At 71.9% G+C, this 15,338-nt stretch carries 18 protein-coding genes; 13 read left to right on the forward strand and 5 right to left on the reverse strand.

All coding sequences use genetic code 11. The features are described from left to right. Positions 1-36 precede the first annotated feature (36 nt). From hemG to E3O23_RS11045, 11 genes are all read left to right on the forward strand, one after another. Positions 37-1,506: a protoporphyrinogen oxidase gene (gene hemG / locus E3O23_RS10995; RefSeq protein ID WP_241983440.1), complete on the forward strand. Its 1,470-nt coding sequence runs from the start codon at positions 37-39 to the stop codon at positions 1,504-1,506. Positions 1,507-1,598: 92 nt separating this feature from the next. Continuing rightward, positions 1,599-2,066, forward strand: a complete 468-nt coding sequence (locus E3O23_RS11000) for a YtxH domain-containing protein (protein WP_174776635.1) — start codon at positions 1,599-1,601, stop codon at positions 2,064-2,066. A gap of 26 nt (positions 2,067-2,092) precedes the next feature. Then, the gene (locus tag E3O23_RS11005; protein ID WP_134490960.1) at positions 2,093-2,509 is read left to right on the forward strand and encodes a phage holin family protein; all 417 of its coding nucleotides are present in this window, start codon (positions 2,093-2,095) and stop codon (positions 2,507-2,509) included. After that, on the forward strand, positions 2,499-2,780 hold the full coding sequence (locus tag E3O23_RS11010) for a DUF3618 domain-containing protein (protein WP_241983441.1): 282 nt from the start codon (positions 2,499-2,501) through the stop codon (positions 2,778-2,780). The genes E3O23_RS11005 and E3O23_RS11010 overlap by 11 nt, the downstream gene beginning before the upstream one ends. A gap of 43 nt (positions 2,781-2,823) precedes the next feature. After that, positions 2,824-3,582 (forward strand): hydrogen peroxide-dependent heme synthase, encoded by a 759-nt coding sequence (hemQ, locus tag E3O23_RS18275; RefSeq protein ID WP_134490962.1) that lies wholly within the window; start codon positions 2,824-2,826, stop codon positions 3,580-3,582. Further along, positions 3,582-4,730, forward strand: coding sequence for a ferrochelatase (locus E3O23_RS11020; RefSeq protein ID WP_174776636.1), 1,149 nt, complete (start codon positions 3,582-3,584; stop codon positions 4,728-4,730). Before hemQ ends, E3O23_RS11020 begins: the two co-directional genes overlap by 1 nt. Next, positions 4,727-5,683 (forward strand): hydroxymethylbilane synthase, encoded by a 957-nt coding sequence (gene hemC, locus E3O23_RS11025; protein WP_134490966.1) that lies wholly within the window; start codon positions 4,727-4,729, stop codon positions 5,681-5,683. The genes E3O23_RS11020 and hemC overlap by 4 nt, the downstream gene beginning before the upstream one ends. Further along, positions 5,680-6,474, forward strand: coding sequence for a uroporphyrinogen-III synthase (locus E3O23_RS11030; protein ID WP_134490968.1), 795 nt, complete (start codon positions 5,680-5,682; stop codon positions 6,472-6,474). Before hemC ends, E3O23_RS11030 begins: the two co-directional genes overlap by 4 nt. Before the next feature lie 129 nt (positions 6,475-6,603). After that, positions 6,604-7,590 (forward strand): porphobilinogen synthase, encoded by a 987-nt coding sequence (gene hemB, locus E3O23_RS11035; protein WP_420897664.1) that lies wholly within the window; start codon positions 6,604-6,606, stop codon positions 7,588-7,590. Then, positions 7,587-8,924, forward strand: a complete 1,338-nt coding sequence (gene hemL, locus E3O23_RS11040; protein ID WP_134490972.1) for a glutamate-1-semialdehyde 2,1-aminomutase — start codon at positions 7,587-7,589, stop codon at positions 8,922-8,924. The genes hemB and hemL overlap by 4 nt, the downstream gene beginning before the upstream one ends. A gap of 94 nt (positions 8,925-9,018) precedes the next feature. Then, positions 9,019-9,363: a hypothetical protein gene (locus E3O23_RS11045; protein WP_134490974.1), complete on the forward strand. Its 345-nt coding sequence runs from the start codon at positions 9,019-9,021 to the stop codon at positions 9,361-9,363. A 141-nt stretch (positions 9,364-9,504) separates the two neighbouring features. On the opposite strand, the gene E3O23_RS11050 is transcribed toward E3O23_RS11045, so the two are convergent. From E3O23_RS11050 to trhO, 5 genes are all read right to left on the reverse strand, one after another. Then, a complete protein-coding gene (locus E3O23_RS11050; protein WP_134490976.1) occupies positions 9,505-9,894 on the reverse strand; it encodes a DUF1304 domain-containing protein in 390 nt (129 codons plus the stop codon). A gap of 102 nt (positions 9,895-9,996) precedes the next feature. Further along, positions 9,997-10,839 (reverse strand): ABC transporter permease, encoded by an 843-nt coding sequence (locus E3O23_RS11055; protein WP_134490978.1) that lies wholly within the window; start codon positions 10,837-10,839, stop codon positions 9,997-9,999. Beyond that, positions 10,836-11,738, reverse strand: coding sequence for an ATP-binding cassette domain-containing protein (locus E3O23_RS11060; protein WP_134490980.1), 903 nt, complete (start codon positions 11,736-11,738; stop codon positions 10,836-10,838). The genes E3O23_RS11055 and E3O23_RS11060 overlap by 4 nt, the downstream gene beginning before the upstream one ends. A 64-nt stretch (positions 11,739-11,802) precedes the next feature. After that, positions 11,803-12,618: an aminotransferase class V-fold PLP-dependent enzyme gene (locus E3O23_RS11065; RefSeq protein WP_241983442.1), complete on the reverse strand. Its 816-nt coding sequence runs from the start codon at positions 12,616-12,618 to the stop codon at positions 11,803-11,805. 91 nt (positions 12,619-12,709) lie between these two features. Further along, positions 12,710-13,645 carry an oxygen-dependent tRNA uridine(34) hydroxylase TrhO gene (gene trhO, locus E3O23_RS11070; protein ID WP_134490984.1) on the reverse strand — a complete coding sequence of 312 codons (936 nt, stop codon included), beginning with the start codon at positions 13,643-13,645 and terminating at the stop codon, positions 12,710-12,712. A gap of 77 nt (positions 13,646-13,722) precedes the next feature. On the opposite strand from trhO, the gene E3O23_RS11075 reads away from it, so the two are divergent. Further along, complete coding sequence (locus tag E3O23_RS11075; RefSeq protein ID WP_134490986.1) at positions 13,723-14,229, forward strand: YbhB/YbcL family Raf kinase inhibitor-like protein; 507 nt, start codon at positions 13,723-13,725, stop codon at positions 14,227-14,229. 75 nt (positions 14,230-14,304) lie between these two features. Continuing rightward, positions 14,305-15,312, forward strand: coding sequence for an alpha/beta hydrolase (locus E3O23_RS11080; RefSeq protein ID WP_241983443.1), 1,008 nt, complete (start codon positions 14,305-14,307; stop codon positions 15,310-15,312). The last annotated feature ends 26 nt before the right edge of the window (positions 15,313-15,338 follow it).

Raw genomic sequence — 15,338 nt, forward strand, 5'->3', positions numbered from 1 at the left:
CGCCCGCCCGACATGACTGACGCGGAAGGCACCGGCATGAGGGACGTCCTGGTCATCGGCGGGGGAGTGGCCGGACTGGTCGCTGCCCGGGCCGCCGCGCACGTCGGGCTCCGCGTCACCGTGCTCGAAGCCGCGGATGCCCCTGGCGGCGCCGTCGCCGCCCACGAGCTCGCCGGCCTGACCCTCGACAGCGGTGCCGAAAGCTTCGCCGTGCGGCGGAACACGGTGGCCGAGTTCATCGACGGGCTGGGCCTGGCCGGCGAGGTCATCGCGCCGAACCCCGCGGGCGCGTGGCTCCACCTGCCCGCGATCGGGTCGGCTACCGGGTCTGCCGCGGCGTCGGTGAGCGTGCCGCTGCCCCAGGCCGGCGTGCTCGGCATTCCGGGCTCCCCGCTGGCCGACGACGTGCGCCGCGTGATCGGCTGGGGCGGCGCCTGGCGCGCCTATCTCGACCGGCTCATGCCCGTGCTGAAGATCGGCCGCGAGCACAGCCTCGGCGACCTCGTGCGGAAACGGATGGGCCGCCGGGTGCTCGAACGGCTCGTCGAGCCCGTGGCGGGCGGGGTCTATTCGGCATCCGCCGCGGACCTCGAGATCGACGTGGTCGCCCCCGGCCTGAACGCGGCGCTCACCACCACCGGCTCGCTCTCCGGGGCCGTGACCGCCATGCGCTCCGCGGCGCCGGCCGGCTCTGCCATCGGCGGGCTTCGCGGCGGGATGTCACGGCTCGTCGACGCGCTGCGCGCCGACCTCGACCTCTACGGCGTGGAGGTGCTGACCGGTTCGCCGGTCACCGCGCTCGAACGCACCGGCAGCGACCAGGAGCCGAGCTGGCGAGTGACCGTGGCCGCCGAGCCCGGAACCGCCGAGCCCGGATCGACGATGGAAGGCCGCTTCGTGATCATCGCGACCCCGGGCGCACAGGCCCTCCGCCTGCTGGCCGGGGTGACGCCGGAAGCCGCGGCGCTCGCCTCGCTGGACTGGCCGGAGGCGACGGCCGTCGAACTCGCCACGATCGTCATCGACGCGCCGGCCCTCGATGCGCACCCGCGCGGCACGGGCGTGCTCGTCGCGGTCGGCACCCCCGGCGTCACGGCGAAGGCGCTGACCCACGTGAGCGCGAAGTGGGCCTGGGTCGCCGAGGCCGCCGGCCCCGGACGGCACGTGCTGCGGCTGTCCTACGGCCGGGCCGGGCAGGACAGCCCCGTCGCCCGGCTGTCCGACGACGACTTCCAGGCCCTCGCCCTGCGCGACGCCTCGGCGCTCCTCGGCGTCGACCTGGATCCCGGAGCCGTGCGGGGGTTCGCCCGAACCCTCTGGGGTGACACCCTCTCGCCCGCGACGATCGGCGCCGCCGACCGCGTGCGCCGGGTTCGCGAGACGCTCGACGCGATCCCGGGGATCGACATCACCGGCGCCTGGCTGGCCGGAACGGGCCTGGCCTCCGTCATCCCGGATGCCCTCGCCGCGTCGACCCGCGTCCGGCACGCCGCGCTCGGCCTCTGACCGGGCATTGATCTCCTTCGCACGCCACGCTCGCCGGGCTGGACAAGCGGGATACGCTGGTGCACACGTGCAAGTCGACGAATGGAGTGACAATGCGGGGAAAGCTTCTGTTCATCACCGGTGGACTGGTCGGATACGTGCTGGGCGCGCGCGCTGGGCGCAAGCGCTACGAGCAGATCACCGCGTCGGCGAAGGAGCTGTGGAACGCGCCGCCGGTCCAGCGTCGGGTCACCGAGGTGCGCGATTTCGCCCTCGAGGCCGTCGGCGATGTGCCGGCCGTGCTGTTCGAAGCCGGCAAGAAGGCGTTCGCGTCCGTCCAGGGCAAGGTCCAGGACAAGGTCCAGGGCAAGGTCCAGACCAAGGTCCAGGACACGTCCGCCAGGCCGGCCCCGGCCGAGTCGGCCTCCGCGGCCCGCACCGCCGCCGCGGTCAAGGTTGCCAAGGGCAGCGCCACAACGAGCGCCAAGTCCCGCCCGGCGAAGTCGACCGCCAAGCCGGCCGAGTCGGCTGCGAAGCCGGCAGCGGCCGCTACCGACTCGTCCGAACCGACCGCCAACTAGCCGCCGCAGGCGAGGGAGGGAGTTCCATGAACACCAGTGGATTCAACCCGAAGACGAAGCAGTCAGTGTTCACCCTGATCGGGGAGCTGCCCGGCCAGGTCAGCAACCTGGTCAAGGCGGAACTCGCGGCCTTCAAGGCCGAGATGGCCGGCAAGGCCAAAAACGTCGGCATCGGCGTCGGGCTCTTCGCCGTGGCGGGCGTCTTCGCGTTCTTCGCGACCGGCCTGCTGGTCGCGCTCGCGGTGATCGCCCTCGCCCTCGTCCTGCCCCTCTGGCTGGCCGCCCTGATCGTCTTCGTTGCCCTCCTGCTGGTCGCCGCGATCCTTGTCCTGATCGGCGTGAACCGGGTCAAGGCGGGCACCGCGAGCAATCCGGAGGGCGTGACCGCGAGCATCCGAGCCGACGTTGACGCACTGAAGGGACTTGGCGACTATGAGCACTGAGCCGAAGACCATCCCGGCCCCGGCCCGCGGCATGACCGAGTTGCGCGCCGAGGCCGCGCGTGCTCGCGTCGAGCTGGCGTCGACGCTGGACGCGCTCGAGTACAAGGCCAACGTTCCCAAGCGGCTGCACCACGCCCGGCAGGAGCTGACCGAGCGCCTCCGCAAATTGGGCGACGACAACCCGGCGGCGCTGCTCGGCATTGCCGCTGTCGCCGCCGCCGTGGCCGGAACGGTGGTCTGGCTCGGGGCCAGGCGGGTGCTCCAGCGCTGACCTGCTTTTGGCTCTGGCCGCAAAGCGGTAGAGACTAGTAGTTATGACTCACCCGGCTGCCGGAGAGGCAGTAGACACGACCCAGCCCGCCACCCCCACCCACACCGAGAGCGACGCCCCCGAGGCTTCGCCGCAGGGGTTCACCCTGTTCGCGGTGCTGCGGAAGGATCCGGGCAACCCTGACGACCTCGACGGCCGCGATGTTCCGCATGCCGTGAACGAGCTCGACGACGTGATCGCGCTGGTCGAGGCCGAGGGCGTGACCGTGCGCGGCTTCTACGACGTGTCCGGCCTGCGCGCCGACGCCGACGTGATGATCTGGACACACGCGCCCGAGGCCGAGACCCTGCAGTGGGCGCACCGGGAACTGCGTCGCACCCGTCTGCTCAAGAGCCTGCTTCCCACCTGGAATGCCATGGGCGTGCACCGCGACGCCGAGTTCAACAAGAGCCACGTGCCCGGTTTCCTGCGCGGCGTCGAGCCCAAGGGCTGGATGACCGTCTACCCGTTCGTGCGCAGCTACGAGTGGTACCTCCTGCCGGAGGCCGAGCGCAGCAAGATGCTCGCCGACCACGGCCGCAAGGGCGCGGCCTTCCGCGGCGCGATCGCCAACACCGTGTCCGCCTTCGCGCTCGGTGACTACGAGTGGCTGCTGCCGATCGAGTCCGACGAGCTGACCGAGCTGGTCGACCTGATGCGGGAGCTGCGCAACACCGAGGCGCGCCGTCACGTCCGCGAGGAAGTCCCGTTCTACACCGGCCGCCGGATCACCACCGCCGAACTCGTCGAGGTGCTGCAGTAGTGACCGCTTACGACGCCATTTTGCTCGCCGGGTTCGGCGGGCCGGAGGGCCAGGACGACGTCATCCCGTTCCTGCGCAATGTCACCCGTGGCCGCGGCATCCCCGAGGAACGCCTCGAAGAGGTGGCAAAGCACTACCGGCACTTCGGCGGGATCAGCCCGATCAACAACCAGAACCGCGTGCTCAAGGCCGCGCTCGAGGCCGAGTTCGCGCGCCGCGGGGTCGACCTGCCGGTGCTCTGGGGCAACCGCAACTGGGACCCGTACCTGCGCGACGTGATCGCCGAGGCGCACGCCAACGGCCACAGCCGCCTGCTGGCGATCGCCACCAGCGCCTACAGCTCCTACTCCGGCTGCCGCCAGTACCGCGAGGACTTCGCGGAGGCGCTGTCCGCGACCGGGCTCGAGGGCAAGGTGCAGATCGACAAGGTGCGCCAGTTCTTCGACCACCCCGGATTCGTCACTCCGTTCATCACGGGCGTCCGCAAGGGCCTCGCGGATGTCGCGGCGGCCGTCCCCGGCATCAACCTCGTCACCGAGGTGGAGGTGCTGTTCTCCACCCACTCGATCCCGATGACGGATGCCGCCAGGAGCGGTCCGGCCGAGCGCGGCTTCGGCGAGGGTGGCGCCTACGCGGCACAGCACCTGGCCGTCGCGCACGCCATCATGGCCGGCACCGCGGCGCCGACGCCCGCCTCGGCGACCGGGCCTGCACCGGCGACCGGGCCTGTCGAGACCCCCTGGCAACTCGTCTACCAGTCCCGCAGCGGCCCGCCGAGCATGCCGTGGCTCGAGCCCGACATCAACGACGCCATCGCCCTGCTGCCGGCCCGGGGCATCCGTGCCGTGGTCATCGTGCCGCTCGGTTTCGTCAGCGACCACATGGAGGTCATGTGGGACCTCGACAACGAGGCCACCGAGTCCGCCGCGGAACACGGGCTGTTTTCGGTGCGCGTGCCCACGCCCGGCGTCGACCCCGCCTTCGTCAGCGGGCTGGTCGACCTCGTGCTCGAGCGGCTGAACGACACCCCGGAGGCCGAGCGCCCCGCGCTGACCGAGCTGGGCCCGTGGTACGACGTGTGCCGCCCGGGCTGCTGCGAGAACGTGCGGCTCGGCTTCAAGCCCGCCGTCGCGGGGATGGCACCGTGAGCGCCGTGATCCGCGTCGGAACGCGCGGCAGCGCCCTCGCCCTCGCCCAGACCACCGCGGTCGCCAACCGGATCGGGGCCCTGGCCGGGGTCCCGGTGGAGATCATCCCGATCACCACGCATGGTGACACCAGCCGCGAGTCCCTGTCCAGCCTTGGGGGCACCGGCGTGTTCGCCAGCGCCCTCCGGGAGTCGCTGCTCGCCGGCGACTGCGACCTCATCGTGCACTCGCTGAAGGACCTGCCCACCGGCGCGCACCCGGGCCTCGTCATCGGCGCGACGCCGAAACGCGCGGATGCCCGTGACGCGCTCTGCGCCCGCGACGGCCTCACCCTCGCCACCCTGCCGGAGGGCGCCAGGGTCGGCACCGGCTCGCCGCGCCGCGCCGCGCAGCTTCGCTCGCTACGGCCCGACCTCGAGGTCGTGGACATCCGCGGCAACGTCGACACCCGGCTTGCCCGGGTCGCCCAGGGTGACCTCGACGCCGTCGTGCTCGCCGCCGCGGGCCTCGGCCGGCTGGGCCGCCTCGACGCGCTCGCCCCCGAGCTCCTCGAACTGTCGGCGTGGCCGACCGCCCCCGGCCAGGGTGCGCTCGCCATCGAGGTCCGGCAGGACCAGGCCGACCGCCGGCTCGCCGAAGCCCTCGCCGCGATCAACCACGGCGGGACCCAGGCAACGACGACCGCCGAACGGCTCGTGCTCGCCCACCTCGAGGCCGGCTGCGCCGCGCCGATCGGCGCGACGGCCGTGGTCGACGACGGGCTGCTCTTCCTCACCGCCACCGTCTACAGCCCCGACGGCACCCGCAAGGTCACCAGTTCCCACGCGGCGACCCCGGAGTCCCACTCTGCCCGGCACCTCGTCGAGGCCGCGGAAGACGTGGCCGAACGGGCCGCGCGCGAACTGCTGGCCGGCGGCGCGGCCGACTTCGCTCCGCTGAAGGTGACCTCATGACCACCAGCCACCACCCGACCCGGCCGATCGAGACCAAGCCCCTCGTGGGCTGGCGAGTCCTCGTCCCCCGGGGCGGCCCGTGGGGCGACCAGGTCGCGGCCAAGCTGCGCGCCCAGGGCGCCCAGCCGATCGTCGCGCCGATGATCAACTTCGCCCCGACCGACGACGCGCCGGCCCTCGACGCGGCCCTGGCCCGGCTCGCCGCCGGCGGCTTCGACTGGATGACCGTCACGAGCGCCACGACGGTCGACGTGCTCACCTCCCACCGTGCGGTCGTCGCCGCCGGCACGAGGATCGCGGCCGTCGGCGAGACGACGGCTGCCGCGCTCGTCGCCGCCGGCTACCGGGTGGACATCGTCCCGTCCGAGGACAACTCGGCCCGCGGCCTGCTCGAGGAGTGGGAGGCGGCCACCAACGGCGTCATCCCGCTGCGCGTGCTCACCCTGCGCTCCGAAATCGCCAAGCCGCTGCTCAGCGAGGGGCTCCGCCGCGTCGGCCACGACGTCGAATCGGTGGTGGCCTACCGCACGATCGGGGTGCCGGTCGATGAACGCGTCCGGGAGGATGTGGCGGCCGGCCGGGTGCGGGCGCTGCTCGTGACATCCGGAAGCGTGGCCCAGCAGGTCCAGGAGCAGCTCGGCCCGGTCCCGGAGGCAACCCTGGTCGCCTGCATCGGCCCGCGCACCGCGAAGGATGCCGCGGCGGTGGGCCTCCGGGTCGACGTCGTCGCCCGGGAGCGCAGCACCGAGTCCCTCATCGAGGCGCTCGTCCAGGCCGCCCTCTCCCACTAACCCCGCCCGCCCCGCCCCGCGCCGCCCCCAAGCCCACCTCGCCGAACTGTGAGTTTGGCACCTTCCCGGCGCCCGCGAAGGTGCCAAACTCACAGTTCGGCGGATGGGGCGACGTAGGGTTGAGGGGTGATCACTCCCGTCATTCGCCCGCGACGCCTGCGCTCCACCCCCGCACTGCGTCGCCTGGCCAGCGAAACCCGACTCCACCCCGCCGACCTCGTGCTCCCGATGTTCATCCGGGAGGGCACAACCGAGCCGCTGCCAATCCGGTCGATGCCCGGAGTCGTGCAGCACAGCATCGACAGCGCCCGGCGCGCGGCAGCGGATGCCGCGGCCGCCGGCATCGGCGGAGTCATGCTGTTCGGCGTGCCCGAGAAGCGCGACGCGATCGGCTCGGGGGCGACCGACCCCGACGGCATCCTCAATGTCGGCACCCGCGCCCTGGTTGCCGAGGTCGGCGACGCGCTCGTCGTGCAGACCGACCTGTGCCTCGACGAATTCACCGACCACGGCCACTGCGGGGTGCTCTCCGTCGATGGCAGCGTCGACAACGACACCACCCTCGAGCGCTACCGCGAGATGGCCCTCGTCCAGGCCGCCTCCGGCTCGAAGCTTCTCGGCCTGAGCGGCATGATGGACGGCCAGGTCGCCGCGGTCCGCGACGCCCTGGACCGGTCCGGCTTCGTCGACACCGTGGTGCTCGCCTACTCGGCCAAGTACGCGTCAGCCTTCTACGGCCCCTTCCGCGACGCCGTCGAGTCCACGCTCGAGGGCGACCGCCGCAGCTACCAGCTCGACCCGGCCAACCGCCGCGAGGGCGTGCGCGAGGCGCAGCTCGACATCGATGAGGGCGCCGACATCGTCATGGTCAAGCCCGCCGGCAGCTACCTCGACGTGCTCGCCGACGTCGCCGCGATGAGCAGCGTTCCCGTGTGGGCGTACCAGGTCTCCGGCGAATACGCCATGATCGAGGCCGCCGCGGCCAACGGCTGGATCGACCGCAAGCGCGCGGTCGCAGAGTCGATCCTCAGCATCCGACGGGCCGGCGCGGACGCCGTGCTCACCTACTGGGCCGTCGAACTGGCGACCTGGCTCAACGAGAGAGACGCCCGATGACCCACAACGACGAGCTGTTCGCCCGCGCCCAGCGCTCCATCCCCGGTGGCGTCAACTCGCCCGTGCGCGCCTTCCGCTCCGTCGGCGGCACCCCGCTCTTCCTGGTCAAGGCCTCCGGGCCGTACGTCACCGACTCCGACGGGCGCGACTACGTCGACCTCGTCTGCTCGTGGGGTCCGGCGATCCTTGGCCACGCGCATCCGGACGTCGTCAAGGCGGTGCAGGATGCCGCGGCGCTCGGCCTCTCCTTCGGCGCCTCCACCCCGGCCGAAACGGAGCTCGCCGAGCTGGTCAAGGGCCGCGTCAGCGCGGTCGAGAAGCTGCGTCTGGTCTCCACCGGGACCGAAGCCACGATGACCGCAATCCGCCTGGCCCGGGGCTTCACCAATCGCGACCTGCTGATCAAGTTCGCCGGCCACTACCACGGCCACTCCGACGGGCTGCTGGCCGAGGCCGGCTCGGGCCTGGCCACCCTCGCCCTGCCCGGCTCCGCCGGTGTGACGGCGGCCACCGCCGCGCAGACCCTCGTGCTGCCCTACAACGACATCGGCGCCGTGCGCGCCGCCTTCGCCAAGCACCCCGACCGGATCGCCGCGGTGATCACCGAGGCCGCCGCCGCGAACATGGGTGTCGTCGCCCCCGACCCCGGCTTCAACGCCGAACTGGCCGCGCTCGTGCACGGGCAGGGCGCGCTGCTCATCCTCGACGAGGTGCTGACCGGCTTCCGGGTCGGCCCGGCCGGGTACTGGGGCCTCGAGAACGCGGGCCTCGCTTCCGACGCGGAGGATCGCTACGCCCCCGACCTGTTCACCTACGGCAAGGTCATCGGCGGCGGGCTGCCGGTCGCGGCCCTCGGCGGGCGCGGCGACGTGATGGACCACCTCGCCCCGGCCGGCCCGGTCTACCAGGCGGGCACCCTGTCCGGGAACCCGGTGGCCGTTGCCGCCGGGATCGCGACCCTCAAAGCGGCCGACGCGGCCGTGTATGCGCGGCTCGACGCGGTCTCCGCGACCCTCTCCGACGCCGTCTCGGCGGCCTTCGCGGCCGAGGGCGTCGCCCACCGCGTGCAGCGGGCCGGCAACCTCTTCAGCTTCGTCTTCGGGGCGGAGGCGGTGAGAACGGCGCCGCGCACCTACGCCGAGGTGCAACGCCAGGAGGCGTTCCGCTACGCCCCCTTCTTCCACTCGATGCTGGACTCCGGCGTTTCGCTGCCGCCGTCGGTGTTCGAGGCCTGGTTCGTCTCGGCCGCGCACGACGACACGGCCGTCGGGCGAATTCTCGACGCGCTCCCCGCCGCAGCGAAGGCCGCGGCCGCGGCGCGCCCGGCGGCCTGACGACGCGGGCGGCGAGCCCCGCCCTGGTCGGGCGTTACGGCTTTGTGAGCTTTCCACACGCGGAAACGTCCGGCGACCGGGCAGACTGGGGGGCATGGCTTCCCTGCGCGTGCATCCTGACCGGCTGGAGATCCACCTGACCCCGGCGGAGAGGACGCTCGCCCTCCGGCGCGACGACATCGTCGTGCAACGGGACAACATCCGCTCGGTAGCGATCACGGATGACCCGTGGATCTGGATCCGCGGAATCCGTGCCCCGGGGGTGGAGGTGCCCCTCGTCCTCGCGGTCGGCACGTGGAAGTTCCACGGCGGCAAGGACTTCCTCGCGATCAAGGGCAAGCGCCAGGCCGTCGTGATCGACCTCGTGGACGAGGAATTCGCCCGCGTCGTGCTCTCCACCGGCCACGCCGTCGACCTGATCGCCTCGCTCAAGCTCTAGCCCCGCCCACCCCCGCCGCCCGCCCCGCGTCCCGCGGCCGAGCCCCCGATGGTCGAGCCTGCGTGCGCCGAACCGTGAGTTGCGCACGTTCGCGCGCCCACGAAGGTGCCGAACTCACAGTTCGGCGATGGCTGACCCCCCCTACGCGACCGAGCCCAGCAGGAACAACCCGAAGCCGACGAGCGGCAGCGTGCCCTGGATCGCCGCGGCCCGCAGGTACCCTCCGCCCGTGCTCAGCAGCGCGATCGCCGCGAGCACCATCGAACCGGTGCAGAAGAGCACGAGGGCGGCCCCGGCATCCGTCTGGTCGGTGAAGTACAGGAACAGGCCGAGCGCCGCGCCAACGCCGAGGAACAGGTTGTAGAAGCCCTGGTTGTACGCGAGGGGCCGGGTGGTGTTCGCGTCGGCCTGGCTGGTGAGGCCGAAGCGGCGCCAGATCGCCGGGCGGGTCCACCAGATGCTCTCCATCACGAAGATGAAGACGTGTAACGCGGCGGCGAGGGCGACGAAGACTGCGGCGGCGATGACCATGACGGCAGCCTAATCCCGTCGCGCCCGCGGTTGAGCTGCGGACAAAGTACCTTCCCCAGCGAAACGAAGGTGGTTTGTCCGCAACTCAGTGCTCGCAACCGCCTAGGTGACGTCCCGGTTCCAGCTGACGAAGTACCCGCCGATGGTGGCCGCGGCCGCGTAGGCCAGGAGAACCAGCCCTCCCTGCCACCACTCGAGGGCGACGGCCGACAGGCCGGCCTGGCCCATCCCGGTGAAGATGCTGGCGCCGACGAGGGCGTCGGAGGCGGCCCCGGGCAGGAACTGGGCGATCTGCGCGGTCCAGTCGAGGAACGACGAGGCGAGCCGCAGCAGGGGCTCGACGAACTGGGTGAACGCGAGCACGATCACGATCGAGGCGACCTGGCTGGGCACGAGGGCGCCGAGCCCGACGCCGATGATCGCCCACAGCCCCATGGTGAGCAGGGTGCGCCCGATCAGGGTCCAGGTTTCGCCGTCGCCGAGCAGGGTGTCGACCCCGAAGGCGCCCATCACCAGGGCGCCGATGCCGACGGATGCCAGCAGCGCGACCACGCCCAGGCCAACGCCGACCACGAACAGCGTCAGGGTCTTCGCGCCGAGCACGCCCGCACGGCGCGGTGTGGCGAGGAAGGTGGGCGTGAGCGTCTGGTGGCGGAACTCGCCGGTCGTGGCGAGGGCGCCGAGCAGCACGGGGAACACGTAACCGACCGAGGAGGCGAAGCTGTAGATCAGCGGCGGGATGCTGCCGAGCGGCGGGGCTCCCTGGCCGCCGGCACCGCCGGCGCTCGGGTCGATGGCGCCGCTCTGGATGCCGGCGAACAACGCCGCGAGGCCGCCGGCGAGCAGGCCGATGTAGCCGAAGAGCACGAGCGCGAGGATCCACCACATGCGCGTGCTGAGCAGCTTGGCGAATTCGGACGCGACGGTCCGGATGAAGGTGGTCATTGCGAGTCCGCTCCGTTGACGAGGGCGAGGAAGGACTCTTCGAGCCCCGACTTCTGCCGGTGAAGCGCGCTGAGCTCGACCCCGGCCGAGAACGCGATGTGGCCGATCAGGGCCGGGTCGCCCGAGGCGGCGACCAGGCCGCTGCGCCCGATCGTGAACGGCACGTCCGCGGCGCGGAGCGCGGCCGCGAGGGCGTCCCGGTCCGGCGCGTCGACGACGATGTGCGGCGTGGCGTGCTCGTCCAGGCTGGACAGCGGCCCCCGGTGCACGAGCGAGCCCCTGGCGATGATGATGACATCGTCGACGCTCTGCTGCACCTCGGAGAGCAGGTGCGAGCTGACCAGGACCGTGCGCCCCTCGGCGGCCATGTCGCGGAGGAAGCCGCGGATCCACTTGATGCCCTCCGGGTCGAGGCCGTTGATCGGTTCGTCGAGCACGAGCACGCCGGGATCGCCGAGCAGGGTGAACGCGAGCCCGAGGCGCTGGCGCATGCCGAGGGAGAATCCGCCCACGCGGCGGTCGGCGAACTCGGCGAGGCCGACCTTCTCCAGGACGGCCATCACCCGCGCCGCGGGGAGGCCCGCGGCGATCGCGTAGACGCCGAGGTGGTTCCGCGCGGTGCGTCCCGGGTGGAAGCTGGCCGCCTCGAGCGCGGCGCCCACCGTCTCCAGGGGCTTCGGCAGGTCGCGGTAACGGATGCCGCCGAAGGTCGCCGTGCCGTGCGTGGCGGCGACCAGACCGAGCAGGATGCGGAGGCTCGTGGTCTTGCCCGCCCCGTTGGGGCCGAGGAAGCCCGTGACCCGCCCCGGCTGCACGCTGAACGACAGATCGTCCACGGCCTTGACGGGCCCGAACGTCTTCGTAATGTTGCTGAACTCGATCACAGCACCGACTGGCATCCGGGTCCTCCTCCGCTGCCTCCCAGATTAGGGCCGGATGCCCGCAATCACCGGGAAGGCGTGGCTAGGCGCGCGTGAACTCCCCGAGGGAGTCGAGCAGCCGGGACACCTCGCCGGCCGTGTTGTACGGGGCGAGCCCGATCCGCAGGCCCCCGGCGTCGCGGAGACCGAGGTGGCGGGAGGCCTCGAGGGCGTAGAACGATCCGGCGGGAGCGAGGATGCCGCGGCCGCCGAGGAACCGCGACGCGTCCGCGGCTGCCCGGTCGGCGAAGGTGACGAGCAGGGTCGGCGTGCGGTCGGCTGCCCGCGAGTGCACGGTCGCGCCGGGCAGTGCGGCGAGCCCTCGTTCCAGCTCGGCCCGCAGCCCGTCCTCATATTCCTCCAGGGCTATGGACGACGCGACGAGTCGCTCGCGCCGGGTCCCCGCGCCCGTCGGTCCGGCGCCCCGCCCGGCCAGGAAGTCGACGGCGGCTGTCGCGCCGGCCATCAGCTCGTAGGGCAACGTTCCCAGCTCGAACCGCTCGGGCACCTGGTTGCTCGACGGCAGCAGCTTGTCGGGGTGGATGCTCTCCAGCAGCCCCGGCGCCGCGGCGAGGACGCCGCAGTGCGGGCCGAGGAACTTGTACGGCGAGCAGACGAAGAAGTCCGCGCCGAGGGCGCCCAGGTCTACCGAGGCGTGCGCCGTGAAATGAACGCCGTCCACGTAGAGCAGCGCCCCCGCCGCGTGCACGACCGCGGCGATCTCCGCGATCGGCGGCCGCGTGCCGATCAGGTTGGAGGCGGCGGTGACGGCGACCAGGCGCGTGCGCTGGGTGAGCGCCGCCGCCACCGCGGCGGCCGGAAGCTCCCCGGTTTCCGGCTCGAAGTCCACCCAGCGCACGAGCGCCCCCGCCCGCCCAGGACCTCGCCCCGCCCGTTGAGGTGCGGACAAAGTACCTTCCCGACGAAAACGAAGGTACTTTCTCCGCAGCTCAACCGCGGGAGGGGGCTGATGCGGGAGCCGCCGGGCTGGCAGCGTGCGCGGCGCAGGCCGGCGCGGCCTCGGCGACGCAGCCCGGGCAGACGACGAGCTGCTCCCGGCAGGAGAGGTCGCGGCAGTTGAGCATGTTCTTCGTCGGCTCGCCGCAGACCGCGCAGTGGCCGATCACGCTCGTGTGGTCGCTGAAGTCGACCGACATCCTCTGGTCGAACACGTAGAGCGAGCCGTTCCAGAGTCCGTCGTCGCCGAACGCTTCGCCGTACCGCACGATGCCGCCCTCCAGCTGGTAGACCTCGCCGAAGCCGCGCGAGGCCATCAGCCCGCTGAGCACCTCGCAACGGATGCCGCCGGTGCAGTAGGTCACGACGGGTTTGCCCTTGAGGTGGTCGTACTTGCCGCTGTCGAGTTCGGCTACGAACTCGCGCGTGTTGGAGACATCCGGAACCACCGCGCCGGCGAACCGGCCGATCTCGGCCTCGAAGGCGTTGCGCCCGTCGAAGAAGACCACGTCATCGCCGCGTTCGGCGACCAACCGGTGCAGTTCGGCCGGGGCGAGCTTCCTGCCGCCGCCGACCACGCCGCCGGCGTCCACCGTCAGCTCGCCCGGAGCCCCGAAGCTGACGATCTCGTCGCGCACCTTGACGACCAGGCGGGGGAAGTCGAGGCTCCGCCCGTCGGCGTCCAGCGCCGTGCCCTCGCTCCACTTGAAGTCGATCTGCTTGAAGGCCGGGTAGTCGCGGGTCTTCCGCACGTAGCGCTTGAGGGCCTTGAGGTCGCCGCCCACGGTGCCGTTGAGCCCGTCGTGGGAGATCAGGATGCGGCCGCGGATGCCGAGCGACTCGCAGAGGTCGCGCTGCCAGAGGCGAACGGCTTCGGGGTCGGCCAGCGGGGTGAAAACGTAGTACAAAAGAATTTTCGGGATGGCCACCAGGCCATTTTACGCGCCGCCGCCTGCGAACCCGGCGTGCCCTTCGCGGATCGGCGACTCGGGCTTAGGCTGCCCGCATGACCACGACAGACCCGCCGTTCACCCTGTCGAGTACGGACCTGGCGCCCCACGGCCCGCTCGGCGCCGCCCAGTACAACCACCGGGCCGGGGGCGCCAACGTGTCGCCCCAGCTGTCCTGGTCGGGCTTCCCGCCGGGCACGAAGAGCTTCGCCGTGACCGTCTTCGACCCGGATGCCGCCCCTCCTGGATTCTGGCACTGGGCCGTGGCGAACCTGCCGGCAGCCGTCACGGCGCTGGGCGCCGACGCCGGCGCCGCGGGCGGTCGGCTGCCGGGCGGGGCGGTCACGCTGCCCAACGACGCCGGGCAGCGGGCGTTCTTCGGCGCCGGGCCGCCCGCAGGCACCGGACCGCACCGCTACCGTTTCGCCGTGCACGCCGTCGACGTCGCCGACCTGGGCCTCGACCCGGACGCGACGCCGGCCGACCTGGCGGCGGCCCTGCCAACGCACACGCTCGCGCACGCGGTGCTCGAGGCGATCGGCGTGCACGGGGGAGCAGCCTAACCTGAGGTGCTCTCAGCTTGTTCACGGATGCGACCTTTACAGTGAATCCGTGATCCAGACCCACAGCTCCGCCGCATGACCGTCGCCGTCCCTCGCACCCCCGTTGCCCCCGTCAAGCCCAAGCGCCACAAGGAAACGGCGCTGAGCCGCGTCCCGGTCTGGATGTGGCGGGCGATCATGCACCGCATCCTCCCCGGCGAACTGCACAAGTTCAACGAGGAACCGATCGACAGCGTCGACTACACCTTCGACATCGACTACGACGGCGACGGCATTCGCGAGCACCGCCTCGACGTCATGGTGCCGCACGACGCGGAACGTCCCCTCCCCGTCTACATCTACTTCCACGGCGGAGGCTGGACCTCCGGCGACAAGGCGCCGCTCACCAAGTACGCCGCCAGCCAGGCCGCGGACGGCATGATCGTCGTCAACGCGAACTACCGGATGGCCACGCGCTTCCAGCTCAAGCACATGCTCGAGGACGGCAACTCGGTCCTCGACTGGGTGGCGCAGAACATCACCGACTTCGGCGGCGACCCGACAAGGATCGTTCTCGGCGGCGACTCCGCCGGCGGGCACATCGCCGCGCTCCTGGCGGCATCCGTCAACGAGCCGGAACTGGCCGCCTACTACGGGATCGAGCCGCACGTCGCCCCGGAGAATCTCCGCGGCCTCGTGCAGCACTGCAGCATCGCCGACATCTCGGTGATGTTCGAACGCGGCTTCGTGCTGAGCCTGAACTTTCTCAAGATGCTGCTGCCCGAGCGCGGCCGCGGCCTCGCCCTGCGCGCCGCCGCTCGGTTCATGTCGCCGATCGAATGGCTCGACAGCGGCTTCCCGCCGGTGTTCGTGACCACCTCGGAACGCGACTACTTCTACCGGGCGAACCTCAACTTCATCGCGGCCCTCCGCCGCCGGTCGATCCAGGTCGACACGCTGATCTACGACCGCAAGCGGGCCAACACCCACCACACCTGGCAGCAGGATGCCAAGCATCCCGAGTCGCAGGAGGTCTACCGCCAGCTGGGGGCGTTCGTGCGCAAGGTCGCCGCCCTGCCCGTGACGGCCGCCGCCGCGGTCTGATGCGGGGCGGCCGGTGCCGCCGCCCG

It is taken from the genome of Cryobacterium tagatosivorans, assembly GCF_004402215.1.
Lineage (GTDB): Bacteria > Actinomycetota > Actinomycetes > Actinomycetales > Microbacteriaceae > Cryobacterium > Cryobacterium tagatosivorans.